We start from the raw sequence: 15060 nt of genomic DNA on the forward strand, positions 1-15060 counted from the left end.
CTAATTTGTCCGGACAAATTTGTCTCGACAAGTCTTTTCTTTCTGCGCACTATACGCCGGAGGAGAAAAGGAGACGAGATGGCCGATCTGATGGGCACCAAAATGGTCAGCGACGGCAAGACGGCGCGCGAGATTTTCGAGGCGGTGATGGCCAATCCTGCGCGCAAGAAATTCGGCTTTGGCGAGAAGCTCGCGATCGTCAATGTCGACATCCAGCGCGCCTATACGGACCTTGAAAGTTTCAAGACGTCTTATGTTACGGATCCGGACCAGATTGCCTATGTGAACCGGATTTCTGCGCTTGCCCGGGCCAAGGACATGCCGGTAATCTGGTCGCGTGTGGCCTATAAGGCGGACGCCGGCGATGCGGGCATCTGGGGAACCCGAACCGATACCGAAGACAGTTTGCAGAACATCAAATATGATAGCGAGCGGCATGAATTCGATCCGCGCTGCGAGATCGATTCCGACGACATGACCTATACCAAACGCATGCCGAGTGCCTTTTTTGAGACACCCCTCGCCAGCTATCTGACCTGGCACAAGATCGACACGGTGGTTGTCACCGGCGGGTCGACCTCTGGTTGTGTCCGCGCAACCGCTGTCGATTCGCTGTCGCATGGCTATCGCACGATCGTCCCGATAGAGACCTGTGCGGACAAGCATGAAAGCTATCATTTCGCCAACCTCACCGATCTCCAGCTCAAATATGCGGATGTCGAACCGGTTCAGGCGGTGATCGACTGGCTGGAGGCGCGCTAGTGCGGGAGGGCGAAGCAGATCCCGGCCTGTATGAGTTCAAGGCCTGGCGCGGGCGACCGAAGATTCGCTGGCCCGAAGGCAAGACATGTGCCGTCTGGGTCGCGCCCAATCTTGAATTTTACGAACTCGATCCGCCGGCCAATCCGCATCGCAAGAGCTGGCCCAAGCCGCATCCCGATGTCGTCGGCTACAGCCATCGCGATCATGCCAATCGCGTCTCGCATTGGCGGATGGCCGATGTGATGAGCAAATATGGCTTTCCCGGTTCGGTCAGCCTGTCAGTCGCGCTCTGCGATCACATCCCCGAGGTCGTCGAAGATGCCAATGCGCGCGGCTGGGAGTTTTTCAGCCATGGGATTTACAACACACGCTACAGCTACGGCATGGACGAGGCGCAAGAACGCGCGATCATCGAGGACTCAATCGAGACGGTAAAGCGCGCAACCGGGCAGCAGATCCGCGGATGGCTTGCCCCGGCGCTCACCCATACGCCGCGTACGCTCGATCTGATTGCCGAATATGGTCTCGATTATACCTGCGACCTTTATCATGATGACCAGCCGACCGATGTTGCGGTTGCCAAAGGGCAGCTGACCGCCATCCCCTACAGCCTTGAAGTCAATGATCATTATGGCTTTTTCATCTATAATATGAGCCCGCGGGACTATGCGGATACGTTGATCCGACAGTTTGAAAGGCTCGCCACGGAAGGCGAGGAATCAGGCACAGTGATGTGCATACCGTTGCACAGCTATCTGATCGGTCAGCCGCACCGGATCGGGCCATTCGAAGAGGTGTTGAAACATATCGCCAATGACGGGCGTGCCTGGATCGCCCGGGCCGGGGAAATAGTCGATGCGTTTCGGGAGCAGGGCGATGATTAGCGTTTCAAAATCAAGACCGCGTCTTTGCGAGCGTAGCGAAGCAATCCAGGGCCGTTCGCGCCACGCTGGATTGCCGCGTCGCTCCGAAACAAGTTCGGGCCTCCTCGCAATGACGACTGCAAATTCTCAGCTGTTCCGTCGAGGAGTCCCATCATGACCCTCGATCCCAGCTATCTCGAATATCCCAGCCGCCGGCGCGGCATGGATCATGACCATTATCCCTATAGCCGTTTCGATACGCGCGATCCGATCGTCTGGCCGGATGGAAAAACGGTCGCGATCTGGCCGGTGATCAGCCTGGAGTGGTTTCCGATTACGCCAGAGGACGATCCGTTTCGCGCGCCCGGCCATATGCAGACCGCCTATCCCGATTATCGCCACTATACGTCGCGCGAATATGGCAGCCGTGTCGGCCTGTATCGCCTCCTCGATGCATTTGAAGCCATAGGTGCGAAAATCTCGGTCGCCGCCAACAGCGCGATTGCTGAACGCTATCCGGAAATTATCGAAGCCATTGTTGCCGGGGGTCACGAATTGATTGCCCATTCGACCGATATGAACGGCACCATCGCCAGCGGAATGCCGGCGGAGGAAGAGCGGACGTTGATCGCGCAATCGGTGGAAACTTTAGAACGCGTCAGCGGCACGCGCCCGCGCGGTTGGCTATCGATTGCCCGGTCGCAAAGCTTCAATACCGCCAAGCTGCTTGCCGAGGCTGGTCTCGATTATATGTGCGACTGGGTGAATGACGAACTGCCCTATCATTTTGCCACCGATGCCGGTGAGATCGTCAATATCCCGCTCAATCATGAGCTTTCCGATCGCCAGATCGTCAATGTGCAGCAGCAATCGGCGGACAGTTATGTCCAGCAGATCCGCGATGCCTATGACTGGTTGTCTCGCGAGGCCGCAGACCATGGCGGCCGCATGCTGCCGCTGCATCTGACGCCTTATATTATGGGCCTGCCCTATCGGATGCACGCATTCGACGCGTTGGCCCGCTGGCTTGCCGAACAGCCGGGCGCCTGGATCACCCGCGGCGATGCAATTCTTGATCAGTGGAAGGAACAGGCGTGAAGGTCCGTAATCCGCGAACTGGCGAATATGACTATGAAATTTCGCCGCTGGGCCCCGATGCCGTCGCCGCACGGGCACAGGCGTTGCGCGCGGCGCAACCGGCCTGGGCGGCGCTGACGCCTGAAGAGCGTGGGGTTATTTTGTGCCGTTGGGCCGACGCCGTCGAAGCGCATCGCCAACCACTGTTTGAAGCCTTGCGGGCCGATACAGGCCGGTCGATGATCGCAGCGGTTGAAGTGGATGGCTTGCCCCGGTCCTTGCGCCGTTGGGCCGAGATCGCACCACATCTGATCGCCCAGCACAGCCTGGTTGACGTGCCAAGCGCCAATCCGACCGTAACCAACTCTACCCGGCTCGTTCCCTTTCCATTGTTCGGCGCCATCGCGCCCTGGAATTTTCCGATCGTGCTGTCGACAATTGATGCGATTCCCGCGCTTGCTGCCGGCTGTGCGGCGCTTGTTAAACCGTCTGAGGTGACGCCGCGCTTCATCGAACCGCTTCGCGAGACGATTGGCCAAGTACCGGAGCTTGTGGCGGTATTAGCCTTTATCGAAGGCGATGCGGAGACCGGCAAGGCGTTGATCGCCAATGTCGATTATGTCTGCTTCACCGGTTCGGTGGCCACGGGCCGCAAGGTTGCGGAAGCCGCAGCCCAAGCCTTCATCCCGGCCAATCTTGAGCTTGGCGGCAAGGATCCGATGCTGATCCTGGCGAGCGCCGATCCGGAACGCGCGGCGAAGACGGCCCTGCGATCAAGCGTGGTGGCCACTGGCCAGGCCTGTCAGTCGATTGAGCGTATCTATGTCGCCCGTGAAATCTACGAACCGTTTCTCGAGGCCCTGGTTCGCGAAGCTGAAACGGTTGAACTCAACTATCCCGATATCGAGTCTGGCCAGATCGGCCCGTTCATCTTCCCGCCTCAGGCAGACAAGGTAGCGCAGCATATAAATGCGGCGCGCGATGCGGGCGCGCGCGTCCTGACTGGCGGGGAAATCGAAACGCGTGGCGGCGGGAAATATCTGCGCCCGACGATCATTGCCGATGCGACAGACGATATGGCGGTCGTGCGCGAAGAAACCTTCGGACCGGTGCTGCCGGTCATGGCCTTTGATTCGGTCGAAGATGCAATCGCGGCGGCAAATCACAGCGAATATGGCCTGTCGGCTGCGGTGCTTGCCGGCAGCGCAGCAGAAGCAGAGGCCGTGGGTGTCCAGCTCGAAGCCGGGGCGATTTCGATCAATGATGGATCAATGACCTCAATGGTCTGGGACGCAGAAAATACGAGCTTCAAACTGTCCGGCATGGGTCCGTCCCGCATGGGCGAGAGCGGCTTGCTCCGCTTTTTCCGCAAACAGGCGCTGATCCGCCAGAATGCAGACCCCGCCACGATTGCCGATTTTTCCGAGGGAGGAATATGATGCGTGTATTGCCAAAATTGAGCCTGGCCATGGCGGCCTGCGGCCTGGCCTTTGCCGGGCCCGCGATCGCCCAACAGGCATCGCCCGGTGTTGAAGCACCGGAAGAAGCCCGGCCGACGGATTTTCGGCGGGTCAGCCTGATCGTTCGCGATATCGAGACCTCACTCGCGCTCTATCGCGACGTGTTTGGTTTCCAGATCAACTACGATACCGAAGTGAATATGTCGGGTGTTGCTCTCCCCGCGGGTGAGCCGGGCGCACGGGCGCGACTGGTGTTGGCGAGCGCCAACGATCCGTGGATCGGCTGGGTTGGCTTCCTGCAATGGCTCGATCCGGCGCTGCCCGATCCCGGGCCTTATCCCACCCGGCTTGCTATCGGCGATCATGTAATGGTGATGAATACCGATGATGCCATCGCGCGTTGCGCGGCGGCGCTTGAGGTGCCCGGCGTTTCGATGACTGCGCCTGCCCGGCTGCAGGAATATCCCGGTCGCAATGGTGCGCCGCCCATCCGCGTGATCGGTTGCAACATCTTCGATCCGGACGGCAATGCAATCGAGATCAACCAGCTGCTGCGCGAGGGCGATGAAGTCCCTGCCAGTCTTGAACAGGGTGAAACGGTCGATTGATGGGTTTCTCCGCCGTCCTTCTGGCCGGGATGCTCCAGGCTGCTAGCCCGGTTTGCGACACGCCGGTCTATATGGTGGTGGCGGGGCCGACCCATGATCGCGAACGGATGATGGCCTATGGTCAGGCGATTGCAGAATCGCAGATATATGAGCGGCTTGGCGGCTATTATATCAACTCACCGCGCGCGGTTGCGACTTTTGAGGGTGAAGCGCCGGTGGGCTATGCGACACTGATTGTCCGCTTTCCCTGCCTCGCCAATGCCGAGGCGTTCTGGAACAGCGATGTCTATCAAAATGATATTCTCCCGCTGCGCCAGAATCCGAGCGCCGGGGATTATTTCGTCACTGTTTATCCTGAAATCCCGATCCGGTCGGACATGGTCGGCAAGGTGGGTGAGGCAGACTATCTGGTACGGTTCGAAGGCGCGGATGTTCCCGAGCGCGTGACCTATAATGACCCGCCTGGCGTTGTTCTGGGCGGCGATGCGGAAACGGCGGAACGCGGTGATCCTGGCAGCGGCTGGCCCGATGCGGCTTTGCTCCGCCGCGATGCGGAGACCGGCGAGGCCTGGCGGATCAGCACCGGTGATGCGCGAACGGTCTCGATCGGTGCAGCGCCCGCGCTCACGGAATTCTATGTCATTCGCGGCGGGACGAATTTCAGCGGCGATCGGATCGCGACCGGCGATTATGCGCGGATCGGGGCGGGCCATGTGCTGGGTGATGTGGAGATCGACGCGGGGACGCGGCTTTTGATGTTTCGCTTTCCCGAAGGCGCGGATGCGAGCCCGCAGCCAGAGCCCTTGATCGTGCGTGCCGTCGATACCGAATGGACGACCGGGACCGTAGCGCTCGAGGCGGGCGCCGAAGCACCGTTGATGATCCGGCGCCTGTTCACTGATCCTGAAACCGGCGCGCGCACCCATCTGGTGCGGCTTGCTGCTGGGGTGTCGGTGCCCTGGGAAATCCATACGACGGCCGAGGAGGGCTATCTGCTCAATGGCGATTATCGGCTTGCCGAATGCCTGCCGAGCGGCCGCCGCGATTTCGCCTATCAGCCTGGCGGTTATTTCTATCGACCCGCTGGCATCTTGCACAGCGGGCCGGACTCGACGACAACCACCGGCGCAACCTGGCTGATCCGGACCCCGCGGACCCTGGACGCATTATTCTACCCGGCCTGCCCAAGCGTAGCGGCTGCGCCGGACGCTCATGAGGAGGACAATTGATGACCCCGACCCTGCAACATCCGATGAAACCGGATCTGACTGTCGAGGAAGCCGCGCGCGGCCGGTTCGTTTCCGGTATTCGCAGCCTCATCCTCAATGATCTCGCCGCCGATATGCGCGCCGGCTATGACAAACGTGCCGAGCCGGCTTTCCGCCGCGAACATGGCCGCTCACCCGAGACCAGCCGGGAAGCGCATCTCGCGCTGCGCGGCGATCCGGCGTTCAACATATACAGCGCGATGCGGGTCCAGGCGCAGAAAATGGTCTGGGCCAGCGTTGCCGATATCGTCGATCGCGATCTCGACCGGATGGAAGCAGAAGCCGCCAAGGTTGCCGATGCGCCGGGTTCGCTGTCGCTCAATGCAGAGCTTGATGTGCCGCGCAATGTCGATGCGATCGACGTCCATCTGATGCCGGGATCCTATACGCGTGGTGCCGATTCGCTTGAGGCTGGTGCGGTCTATGACCAGGGGCTGGCGGTCTTTTCGATGGGACTGATGGGCGCCAATCTCGACGATATCGGGCTGTCCATGGCGCGCTATGTCCAGGGCAAATATCCGGATTTCAAACCCGAGCGGATCCTCGATACGGGCTGCACGATTGGTCATAATACCCTGCCCTGGAAACAGGCCTATCCCGATGCCCGGCTCGATGCGATCGACGCGGCGCCCGGTGGCCTGCGCTATGCCTCGGCGCGCGCAAAGATGCAGGGTCAGGACGTGCATTTCGCCCAGATGTCCGCCGATGCGCTCGATTATCCGGACGAGAGCTTCGATCTCGTCTGGTCATCCATGTTCCTGCATGAGCTGTCTAAGAAGACCCGCGCGGAGGCCTTTGCAGAAGCCTATCGCGTGCTGCGTCCCGGTGGATTGCTGCTGCATATGGAGCTGCCGCCGAACGACCAGATGGATGCGTTTGATGGCTTCTATCTCGATTGGGACAGCTATTATAACTCCGAGCCATTCTACAAAGGCTATCGCGACGAGAGTCCGCCGGAGCTATGCGAACGCGCGGGCTTTGCCGCCGATGACTATATCCAGTTCGTTGTGCCGAGCATCGGTATCTATGGCGAACAGGCCGTCGCCGAAACGATCGCCGCCGAAGAGGGCGAAGCGGTGGGCCAGGAAACCACTGGCCGACTGGCCGAGGGCGTGATGTGGTTTGGCTTTGGAGCCTGGAAACGATGAGCGACACGCAGCCGGAGGATCCAAAGACACCGCCAATCAAACCGGAAGACGCGCCGGACAGCATTTACGGACCGGACGGCAAGCCGCGATTCTTTACCGAACCCGGCATGGATCGCTTTGTCGCTGTTGTCATGAACCTTGCCCAGGAGATGTGGGTGCAGGAAGAGCGGCTGATGGCGCTCGAGGGCACGGACGTTGATCCCGATGCGCGCGAAGCGAAACTCAAATCCTTTATCGATCGGGTTTTCGCGCCGATCCGCGAACCGGACCAATAAAAGTACCGACCGGATTTTCGGACGACCCTTGACTCTAAGCTACCTATCACTAGGTAGGGAGCATGGATACGCGCACTTCTCTTCTCGATGCGGCTGAACAGGTGGGCCGGGCCCGCGGGTTTGACGGGTTCAGCTATGCAGATCTCGCCAAGGCGGTCGGCATACGCAAGGCCAGCATCCATCATCATTTCCCGACCAAGGGCGATCTCGCACTCGCGCTCATCCAGCGCTACCGGGCCGATTTCTTTGAGCGGCTTGCCCATATCGGCACGCGCTATGATCGCGCTGGCGATCGCTTGAGGGCCTATGTGCAACTTTATCGCGACGCCCTGTCGCAGGGCGACAAAACCTGTCTCTGCGTTGCATTTGGCGTGGCGCCGGACAGTATCCCGGCCCCGGTTGGCCTGGAAATCCGTCAATTCCATGCCGAGAGCCTGGCCTGGCTCGAAACGCTGTTCGCGCTCGGCCGCGACGATGTTTCAATCGAATCCATTGGCGATCCGGTCCGTGAAGCGGCCGCCTGCCTTGCCCAGATGGAAGGCGGACAGCTGGTCGCCCGGGCCGCCAAAGACGTCACTTTGTTCGACGATGCGTTAAGCCTTTTATTGGCGCGGATCAGATGATTGCGCCTGAAATTCCATCATTTGTTAACCATGCCTGCCAACTAGTAGGGTGGCAACGATAATATCTGCTATCAGCAGAACTGGAAGGACTGTCATGCGAATCAATGCCGATTTCACCGAACGCGCGGTCGTCAGGCCCGGTGATATAGACTGGGTGGCTTCGCCCATGCCCGGTGTCGAGCGCCAGATGCTCGATCGGATCGGCGAAGAGGTGGCGCGGGCGACATCGCTCGTCCGCTATGCGCCGCAATCCTATTTCTCGGAGCATGAACATGGCGGCGGCGAAGAATTCTTCGTCATCGATGGTGTCTTCTCCGATGAGACGGGCGACTATCCGGCGGGAACCTATGTTCGCAATCCGATCGGCTCGCGCCATACGCCGCACAGCGATGATGGCTGCACAATCTTCGTGAAGCTCCATCAATTCGCAGCCAAGGACAGCGCTCAATTTTCCATCGATACTCGCACCGCGCAATTCCTGTCCGGCCCCGCCAAGGGGCTCACCGTCTTGCCGCTCCATGAGTTCGGCACCGAGTCGGTGGCGCTGGTCCGTTGGGAACCCGGTACGCGATTTTCTGGCCATCGCCATTGGGGCGGCGAGGAGATTCTCGTGCTCGAAGGCGTGTTCCAGGATGAGCATGGCGACTATCCAGCTGGGACCTGGCTGCGCAATCCGCACCTGTCGGAACATCACCCCTTCTCAGACGAAGGCTGTCTCATCTATGTGAAGACCGGCCATCTACCAGAGCCGGAATAGGCCCGTCACATTTCCGCGGTCACCGGATTATAATCCATCATCTCGCGATTGTTCACCGGCGCGCCGGCGGGCTTGAACGTGTCGGGATCAATCGCCTGGGTCATTTGGCCCTGGCGGATCGACATGTCGTGGAGCAGCTCGGTACGTGGCTTGCGGACGGCCTCATAGCGCGCCAGCGCATCGGGTATTTCGTCTTCCAATTCAAAGGCTTTGGCGAGCGCATAGCCGTCTTCGATGGCCATCGCCGCGCCCATGCCGAGAAAGGGCAACATGGCGTGCGCGGCATCACCCATCAATGTGACACGGCCCTGCGCCCATTGCGATAAGGGTGCCCGATCATACAGGCCCCATTTGATGATTGATGTCGCCTGGTCGATCAGCCCCATGACATCCGGGTGCCAGTCGGCAAAGCTTGCGCGCACTTCATCCTGTGTCGCCGCGATCGACCAGCCTTCTTCAATCCGCTCTGTAGTTTCGGCAAGGCCGGCACAGTTCACCACCTCGCCTCCCGACATGGTGTAGCGATTGAAAGTGCGTTTGGGTCCGATGAAGATCGCGCTGCGACCCAGCTCCATATAGGGCGCCGCCTGGGCCATTGGCACGAGGAAGCGATAGGCGACGTGATCGGTGAAACGCGGTTCGTCGCCCGGCCATAATTGTTCGCGCACGGCAGAGCGGACGCCATCGCAACCCACCAGCACATCGCCCTCGGCCGTATCGCCATTGGCAAAATAGGCGGTGACCGAATTGTCATCTTGCTCACAGCGCGTCAGCCTATGATCGGTTACAATTTCTGCACCCAGGGCTTCGGCTTTGGCGATCAATATGTCCTGGAGGTCGGCGCGATAGATGTGGCGGACGATATTGGCGACCCCGTCGTCAGGCTTCCCATCGCCATGGTCATGTGCGCCCATCAGCACCCGGGCGGTCCGATAATGGAGGAAAGGCAGGGTGCCGGCAGGGCAGGCGCGTCCTGCCACTTTCTCCTGAATGTCGAGCGCGCGAAACACATGTTGCGCGCCAAGGCCCAAGGTCAGGCCGGCGCCGGTTTGTTCGATTTTCGAGGCTGCCTCATGCACTTCGACCCCGAAACCGCGCTGACACAGGGCTATCGCCGCTGTCAGTCCGCCCAGTCCGGCACCGATGATGAGGATTTTCAAATGCGCACCTGCGGCTAGAAACGATCCAGTTCTACGAGCTCGTACCGATTCATCATATAGCCATCGATGCTGCCCTTCACGAGCAGCGAATCCTCGTCGGCGGTGATCCACATGTCGAAATCAGGATGTTGGGTGCCGCCCATGCCGGGGCCATCGTCATAATAGCGATAATGGCGACAATCGAAGGTGCCCGCGGCCACGGTTACGGTCTCTTCGCCGACATATTCCATGCCGATATTCACTTCCGAAATCAGCGGCGGCGTCGCACCGCGATGATCGGGTGAGGGAACAAAGACGCGGATCATCCGCTTGTGCGGTCCTTTGGCGAGATCCATGCACTGGGTCAGGAAGCCATCGCCGACCACTGGATGCGTACCAAAGCCATCAATCGCACCGCCCATCGGCATGCGCTGAGAGAGACGGCCGATCGACGGGCCGAAGCTCTCGCAATCAATGACCTCATTTTCCCAGTCGGCATGCAGCCAGCCGGAGCCGAGATAGTCGTCGCCCAGAGTGAGATGGACATGCAGGTCCGTCGGTCGGTTGTCGGCGTCGAGATGATAGATGATGTCGCGCAATACGGTCGGTTCGGGTTCTTCGATTTCGCAGCGCGCGCGCATGATGGTCGAGCCGTCGCCATGATGGGTGAAGGTAAACCATTCACGGCCACGTTCGCGACCTTCCCATTCCGGTTTGGTCGAGGTGTAGCTGATCTTCCCGCTGACCGTTCGATGCTGCATGACGACTCCCTTATTTGGTCGTTTTTGACCATGCCCGTGCATTTTGGACTTGCCAAGTGAAATTTGTCCGGACAAATTAGGAGCAATCATAGGAGGGGCGTAATGGAATTTCTAATAGCCAATGAGCTGAGCATCCTGCGCTGGGTGCATATCCTGGCCATGGTCTATTGGTTGGGCGGTGAATGGGGGGTCTTCCAGACCAGCTATCATGTCACCAATCCGGCGCTGTCCCTTGAAGAACGGCGGCGGCATATGGAAACCGCCTATCGCATCGACATCCTTGCGCGCACCGGCATTGTGCTGCTGCTGCCGCTCGGCCTGCATATGGGCAAGATCTATGGCTTTGTGCCGATGCTTGATGGTGCGGGTGTCTGGTGGATGTGGCTGTTCTTTGCGATTTGGCTGGCGATGACCTGGACGGCCTTCCTCAAGCGCGAGACCGATATCGGTATCAAGGTAACCAAGGCAGAAGAGCTGCTGCGCTATCCGCTGATAGGCGCATTGTTTGTCGTGTCCTTCATGGCCTTTGACGGTTCGGGTCCGATCGAGACCAGCGCCGGCAATCACTGGTATCCGGCCAAGATGGCGCTCTACGCTTTTGCGCTGTGCATCGGCTTGTTCCTGCGGCTTGTCATGCGCCGCTGGACGAGTCGCTTCCGCAAGCTTGCCGAAGGTCCCGATGCAGCCGAAGAAGCGGCGTTGGCCCGTGAGATCGGCCAGGCGCGGATCTCGGCCTATATATACTGGATCACGATTGCGAGCGTGTGTTTCCTGGGAGCGGTCAAACCCTTTTAGGGCGCTGCTTACATCTTGCTCATGATGCGATCGGCGAGACCCGGCGATAGGCGCTGAACGCGCTTTAGAAGCTTGGTCTTGCCGATAAAGATATTGGCCCGATTGCTGCGCATGCCTGAGACGATTTCGGCAGCGCAGTCTTGCGGTGATATCTTCATGCGGGCGGTTCCGCGGCCCGCTGTCATCGCGGTGTCGACCATCGGCGGCAGCGCTTCGACGACATGAATATCTTTGCCATCGAGCTGATAGCGGAGCGATTTCGTGAAACTCCGCAAGCCGGCCTTGGACGCGCAATAACCCGGAGACGATGCCTTTGGCGCGAGAGCGAGGCCTGATGTCACATTGACGATCATTGCTTCGCGAGCCGCTTCCAGCTTCGGCATGAAGCCAGCGATCAGGCGAACCGGAACATGATAATTGAGGAACATTTCCTGTTCGAGGGCGTCGAGCGGCGCATCAGCCCCTATCTGCGCGTCGACTTGGGTCCCGGCATTGTTGATCAGGATGTCGAGTGTCGCGTCACCATAGCTCGCAACTAGCGCGTCACATCCCTCCGCTGTGCCAAGATCACATTGGATCGTGCGAAAGCCATCCTGTTCGGCCGCGGCGCATTTTTCTGCACTCCGCCCGCAAATGATCACATTCGCGCCGGTTGCTTTCAGCTGGTTCGCCAGTTCCCGTCCGATTCCGTCGGTAGAGCCGGTGATCAATATGCTTTTATTGTTGAGGTCCATTAACTGTCGCGTAGCTCGTCCACGACATCCTGTACAGGTGGTTCAAAGTCCTCAAGCGCTTGCAGCGCCTGGTGCGGGCCGCGCATGACGCGCGCGATATATTCGCGGATCAGTTCGCCGCGTTCCTGCCCAGCCTCGCGATCGGGCTCATAGGCTTCGATATCGGCGCGGCTGATCGTGCCGTTCGCATCCAATAGCCGCTCGACCGTATCGAGCCGCTCGCGCAGCACGGATACTTCGCCGATCACCGCCATCAGCATGGAGAGCATTTTCTCTTCTTCGGCATCGCCGAGGAAATCGGGGCGTTTGCCCTTGGCCTTGAGATTGGCCCGGGTCATCCAGTCCATGTCTTCGGTCATTCTGCGGCCTCCTGCATGGCTTCGGCATTTTTCCAGGCGCCATAGGCATTCCACACCGCAGCGCGGCCATGATCTTCGACCTCGCCGGTCGGCGCTTCGGGGAAGATATCGCTATCCACGACGGCGCGGACGCCAATCGTGAACAGTTCGTCCCGGTCAAAGCCAGCCGTCTCCATCACGGCCTTGAGATCAAGCGCATGCATCGCAGACCAGAAGGGCTCGTTGTTGTTGAACGCATCCCAATCGCGGATAAATTGCTCATAAAGCGGCATATCATCGGAATATTGCGGCTGTTCGACATGCATCATCAGCCCGTCATCGGCGAGAACGCGATAGCCTTCCGTGATGATCCTGGGCAGCGCCTTGCCGCTCAACTCGTGCAGGAACATGGTTGTCTGCACCCAATCGAAATGGCCATCCTCCCAGCGCGAAAGATCTTCGGCATTGGCCTGGATGAAGCGGATATTGGTGACGCCGAGCGCCTGGGCGCGGGCATGGCCATAGCGCAAGGATGGCGCGGCTGTATCGATCGCAATCACTTCGGCATCGGGATAGGCGAGCGCAATCGGCAGCGCGTTGTGGCCGATGGTCGATCCGATATCGAGGATCCGTTTCGGCTGCCAGCCGGGCCGTTCCTTTTGCGCCCATTCGGCCACTGCCTGGCCGCCGCCATCGCTGAGCGAGCCGAGTGCACCGCCGGTCGTGGCAAAGAGACCGCAATCATAATTGGCACCGGCCGAAACATCGCCGGGGCGTTCTTCGCCATGATAGCTGCCGGGCATGCAGTGAATATCGACCGCTGCCTGATAGCGCGGCACTTCGATTTCCGGATGGAGTTCGAGCGTATCCTTGTCCGCGTTGAGCTCATCGGCCTTGGCGTCGAGTGCGTCGAGCTGACGCAGCACCATCGCCCGGCCATTTTGCTGGCGCATCTCCATCGAATTGCGTTTCAGTGCGGACCAGAAGCTGTGAAACGGATCGGCGTTCATCGCGTGGCGAATCTCGAACCGGTCCTTGGGCTCGCGGCCATGCTCCTTTACAAAGGCGGGCAGCACCCGCTTGTCATAGGCAAGCTTGTTGCCCGGGCCGAGCGATCCGGCAAGGAACTTGTTGAGATTTGCCAGAAAATCGAACCGAGCGGCTTCATCATGTTTCGGCTCGGGAAACATGGCGTGCCGGGCAACGGCGGTATAGGGCGGGGCGACGTCGATCTTGCTCATCCTGTCTCTCCAAAGCGGTCCGATATCGTGAGTCTTGGATCAGTATAATTAGTCCGGACAAATTTCCAAACCATGATCTAGATCAAGCCGGCTGCGATCATCCTTTCAATCACTGCTTCCTGGGTCCGCCGGAAGTAATCCCGGTCCGGAACCTGCGGGGTATCGCCGTCCATCATGCCGTTCGCAGCATGGATTTCCGTGCCACCATAAATGGGCGCAAACAGCTCCAGGCGCTGGCGGGCGAGGAAGTTGGTCATGCTCGGCGTGCGCCGACCTTCGCGCAGCGCTTCGATATCGACAGTGGCGAAGGCGGTGAAGGTTTCGCCGGAATTGGATTCGGCCACCACCCGGCCCTTCCAGTCCACCACCTGCGAATTGCCATCGGCCGAGGCAAGCGGCAGCGAGCTGCCTTCGATGCCCGCGGTATTGGCGGACACAACATAGGCCATATTTTCGAAAGCCCGCGCCTGTTTGGCGATGTCCTTGGGCGTATCGAGCGGTGACCCGATTTCCGAGGAGCTATGCACAAAGACTTCCGCACCGCGCAAGGCATGGGCGCGGGCGATTTCAGGATAGAGGATTTCTTCCGAGGCCACCGCTGCGAGATTGCCGATCTCGGTCCGTGCCACCGGGAACACGCCGTCCAGGCCATAGATATCGAGATAGCGCGACCAGACATCATGCGGGGTGGGCGCGAACATCGAATTCAACCGGCGATAGCGCAGCACGACCTCGCCCGAGGGCGCGATCACAAAGCTGGTCTGAAAGTAGAAATCCGGGAAATGATCATCGGCTTCATAGGCATTGCCGGCGATGAACATGTTGAGCCGCTCGGCAACACCGCCCAGCGCTTCATATTCCGGCCCGCCAATTTCCAGCGCCGCCTTGTCGGCAAAATCGGGGATCGAGATCCGGCCCGGATAGCTGGTCAGCACATATTCGGGGAGCACGGCGAGCCGCACCGGATGGCCGCCATATTGCTCGATAAAGATGCTGGCCGAGCGCAATTTGGTTTCGATTTCGCCGATCATCGCCATCATCTGCGCGCGTGCCGTCTCGCGATCGGGCGCTGCCTCGACCGAGCGGGCAGCGAGCTGCAGGCCGAGGGCGGAGTAAAGCGGTGTATCAGCCATGCTGTCTTCCTGCGCCATAAGGCCGGCATTGGGCAAGGGCAGCATGCTCGCGAGCATCGCTGCCATGATCTGCCGCCG

17 protein-coding genes are annotated in these 15060 nt (G+C 59.8%); 11 read left to right on the plus strand and 6 right to left on the minus strand.

Annotated elements, in window-relative coordinates; genetic code table 11:
• The first annotated feature begins 78 nt into the window (after positions 1-78).
• The 10 genes from HFP51_RS13250 (at position 79) to HFP51_RS13295 (ending at position 8841) form a co-directional block, all read left to right on the plus strand.
• Complete coding sequence (locus HFP51_RS13250; RefSeq protein ID WP_218135308.1) at positions 79-762, plus strand: isochorismatase family protein; 684 nt, start codon at positions 79-81, stop codon at positions 760-762.
• A complete protein-coding gene (locus HFP51_RS13255; protein ID WP_176876185.1) occupies positions 762-1646 on the plus strand; it encodes a polysaccharide deacetylase family protein in 885 nt (294 codons plus the stop codon). The genes HFP51_RS13250 and HFP51_RS13255 overlap by 1 nt, the downstream gene beginning before the upstream one ends.
• 153 nt (positions 1647-1799) lie before the next feature.
• Positions 1800-2723 (plus strand): polysaccharide deacetylase family protein, encoded by a 924-nt coding sequence (locus HFP51_RS13260; protein ID WP_176876186.1) that lies wholly within the window; start codon positions 1800-1802, stop codon positions 2721-2723.
• Positions 2705-4141, plus strand: a complete 1437-nt coding sequence (locus HFP51_RS13265) for an aldehyde dehydrogenase family protein (RefSeq protein ID WP_255454675.1) — start codon at positions 2705-2707, stop codon at positions 4139-4141. The genes HFP51_RS13260 and HFP51_RS13265 overlap by 19 nt, the downstream gene beginning before the upstream one ends.
• Entirely contained in the window at positions 4138-4770 is a 633-nt protein-coding gene (locus HFP51_RS13270) for a VOC family protein (RefSeq protein WP_176876187.1), read from the plus strand. Before HFP51_RS13265 ends, HFP51_RS13270 begins: the two co-directional genes overlap by 4 nt.
• Positions 4770-5999, plus strand: coding sequence for a DUF1330 domain-containing protein (locus tag HFP51_RS13275; RefSeq protein ID WP_176876188.1), 1230 nt, complete (start codon positions 4770-4772; stop codon positions 5997-5999). Before HFP51_RS13270 ends, HFP51_RS13275 begins: the two co-directional genes overlap by 1 nt.
• A complete protein-coding gene (locus tag HFP51_RS13280) occupies positions 5999-7186 on the plus strand; it encodes a class I SAM-dependent methyltransferase (RefSeq protein WP_176876189.1) in 1188 nt (395 codons plus the stop codon). Before HFP51_RS13275 ends, HFP51_RS13280 begins: the two co-directional genes overlap by 1 nt.
• Positions 7183-7461 (plus strand): hypothetical protein, encoded by a 279-nt coding sequence (locus HFP51_RS13285; protein WP_176876190.1) that lies wholly within the window; start codon positions 7183-7185, stop codon positions 7459-7461. The genes HFP51_RS13280 and HFP51_RS13285 overlap by 4 nt, the downstream gene beginning before the upstream one ends.
• Positions 7462-7523: 62 nt before the next feature.
• A complete protein-coding gene (locus HFP51_RS13290) occupies positions 7524-8084 on the plus strand; it encodes a TetR/AcrR family transcriptional regulator (RefSeq protein ID WP_176876191.1) in 561 nt (186 codons plus the stop codon).
• Positions 8085-8178: 94 nt separating this feature from the next.
• A complete protein-coding gene (locus tag HFP51_RS13295) occupies positions 8179-8841 on the plus strand; it encodes a cupin domain-containing protein (RefSeq protein ID WP_176876192.1) in 663 nt (220 codons plus the stop codon).
• Positions 8842-8846: 5 nt separating this feature from the next.
• Here the strand turns inward: HFP51_RS13295 and HFP51_RS13300 are convergent, their stop codons facing one another.
• On the minus strand, positions 8847-10001 hold the full coding sequence (locus HFP51_RS13300) for an FAD-dependent monooxygenase (protein ID WP_176876193.1): 1155 nt from the start codon (positions 9999-10001) through the stop codon (positions 8847-8849).
• Between the two features lie 14 nt (positions 10002-10015).
• Positions 10016-10741: a hypothetical protein gene (locus HFP51_RS13305; protein WP_176876194.1), complete on the minus strand. Its 726-nt coding sequence runs from the start codon at positions 10739-10741 to the stop codon at positions 10016-10018.
• Positions 10742-10843: 102 nt separating this feature from the next.
• Here HFP51_RS13305 and HFP51_RS13310 point away from each other — a divergent pair, with 102 nt between their 5' ends.
• On the plus strand, positions 10844-11536 hold the full coding sequence (locus HFP51_RS13310) for a hypothetical protein (protein ID WP_176876195.1): 693 nt from the start codon (positions 10844-10846) through the stop codon (positions 11534-11536).
• 8 nt (positions 11537-11544) lie between these two features.
• Here HFP51_RS13310 and HFP51_RS13315 read toward each other — a convergent pair whose 3' ends face one another.
• The 4 genes from HFP51_RS13315 to HFP51_RS13330 form a co-directional block, all read right to left on the minus strand.
• Positions 11545-12270, minus strand: coding sequence for an SDR family oxidoreductase (locus HFP51_RS13315; RefSeq protein ID WP_176876196.1), 726 nt, complete (start codon positions 12268-12270; stop codon positions 11545-11547).
• Positions 12270-12629 carry a hypothetical protein gene (locus HFP51_RS13320; RefSeq protein WP_176876197.1) on the minus strand — a complete coding sequence of 120 codons (360 nt, stop codon included), beginning with the start codon at positions 12627-12629 and terminating at the stop codon, positions 12270-12272. The genes HFP51_RS13315 and HFP51_RS13320 overlap by 1 nt, the downstream gene beginning before the upstream one ends.
• Positions 12626-13849, minus strand: a complete 1224-nt coding sequence (locus tag HFP51_RS13325) for a class I SAM-dependent methyltransferase (RefSeq protein WP_176876198.1) — start codon at positions 13847-13849, stop codon at positions 12626-12628. Before HFP51_RS13325 ends, HFP51_RS13320 begins: the two co-directional genes overlap by 4 nt.
• Before the next feature lie 77 nt (positions 13850-13926).
• Positions 13927-15048 carry a nitrilase-related carbon-nitrogen hydrolase gene (locus HFP51_RS13330; protein WP_255454676.1) on the minus strand — a complete coding sequence of 374 codons (1122 nt, stop codon included), beginning with the start codon at positions 15046-15048 and terminating at the stop codon, positions 13927-13929.
• Between the last annotated feature and the right edge of the window lie 12 nt (positions 15049-15060).

Source organism: Parasphingopyxis sp. CP4 (assembly GCF_013378055.1).
GTDB lineage: Bacteria > Pseudomonadota > Alphaproteobacteria > Sphingomonadales > Sphingomonadaceae > Parasphingopyxis.

Coding starts and splice junctions, on each gene's coding strand:
- HFP51_RS13270 (WP_176876187.1), top strand. CDS start 4,138: ATGATGCGTGTATTGCCAAAATTGAGCCTGGCCATGGCGGCCTGCGGC.
- HFP51_RS13320 (WP_176876197.1), bottom strand. CDS start 12,629: ATGACCGAAGACATGGACTGGATGACCCGGGCCAATCTCAAGGCCAAG.
- HFP51_RS13310 (WP_176876195.1), top strand. CDS start 10,844: ATGGAATTTCTAATAGCCAATGAGCTGAGCATCCTGCGCTGGGTGCAT.
- HFP51_RS13305 (WP_176876194.1), bottom strand. CDS start 10,741: ATGCAGCATCGAACGGTCAGCGGGAAGATCAGCTACACCTCGACCAAA.
- HFP51_RS13280 (WP_176876189.1), top strand. CDS start 5,999: ATGACCCCGACCCTGCAACATCCGATGAAACCGGATCTGACTGTCGAG.
- HFP51_RS13250 (WP_218135308.1), top strand. CDS start 79: ATGGCCGATCTGATGGGCACCAAAATGGTCAGCGACGGCAAGACGGCG.
- HFP51_RS13315 (WP_176876196.1), bottom strand. CDS start 12,270: ATGGACCTCAACAATAAAAGCATATTGATCACCGGCTCTACCGACGGA.
- HFP51_RS13260 (WP_176876186.1), top strand. CDS start 1,800: ATGACCCTCGATCCCAGCTATCTCGAATATCCCAGCCGCCGGCGCGGC.
- HFP51_RS13330 (WP_255454676.1), bottom strand. CDS start 15,048: ATGGCAGCGATGCTCGCGAGCATGCTGCCCTTGCCCAATGCCGGCCTT.
- HFP51_RS13290 (WP_176876191.1), top strand. CDS start 7,524: ATGGATACGCGCACTTCTCTTCTCGATGCGGCTGAACAGGTGGGCCGG.
- HFP51_RS13325 (WP_176876198.1), bottom strand. CDS start 13,849: ATGAGCAAGATCGACGTCGCCCCGCCCTATACCGCCGTTGCCCGGCAC.
- HFP51_RS13285 (WP_176876190.1), top strand. CDS start 7,183: ATGAGCGACACGCAGCCGGAGGATCCAAAGACACCGCCAATCAAACCG.
- HFP51_RS13295 (WP_176876192.1), top strand. CDS start 8,179: ATGCGAATCAATGCCGATTTCACCGAACGCGCGGTCGTCAGGCCCGGT.
- HFP51_RS13275 (WP_176876188.1), top strand. CDS start 4,770: ATGGGTTTCTCCGCCGTCCTTCTGGCCGGGATGCTCCAGGCTGCTAGC.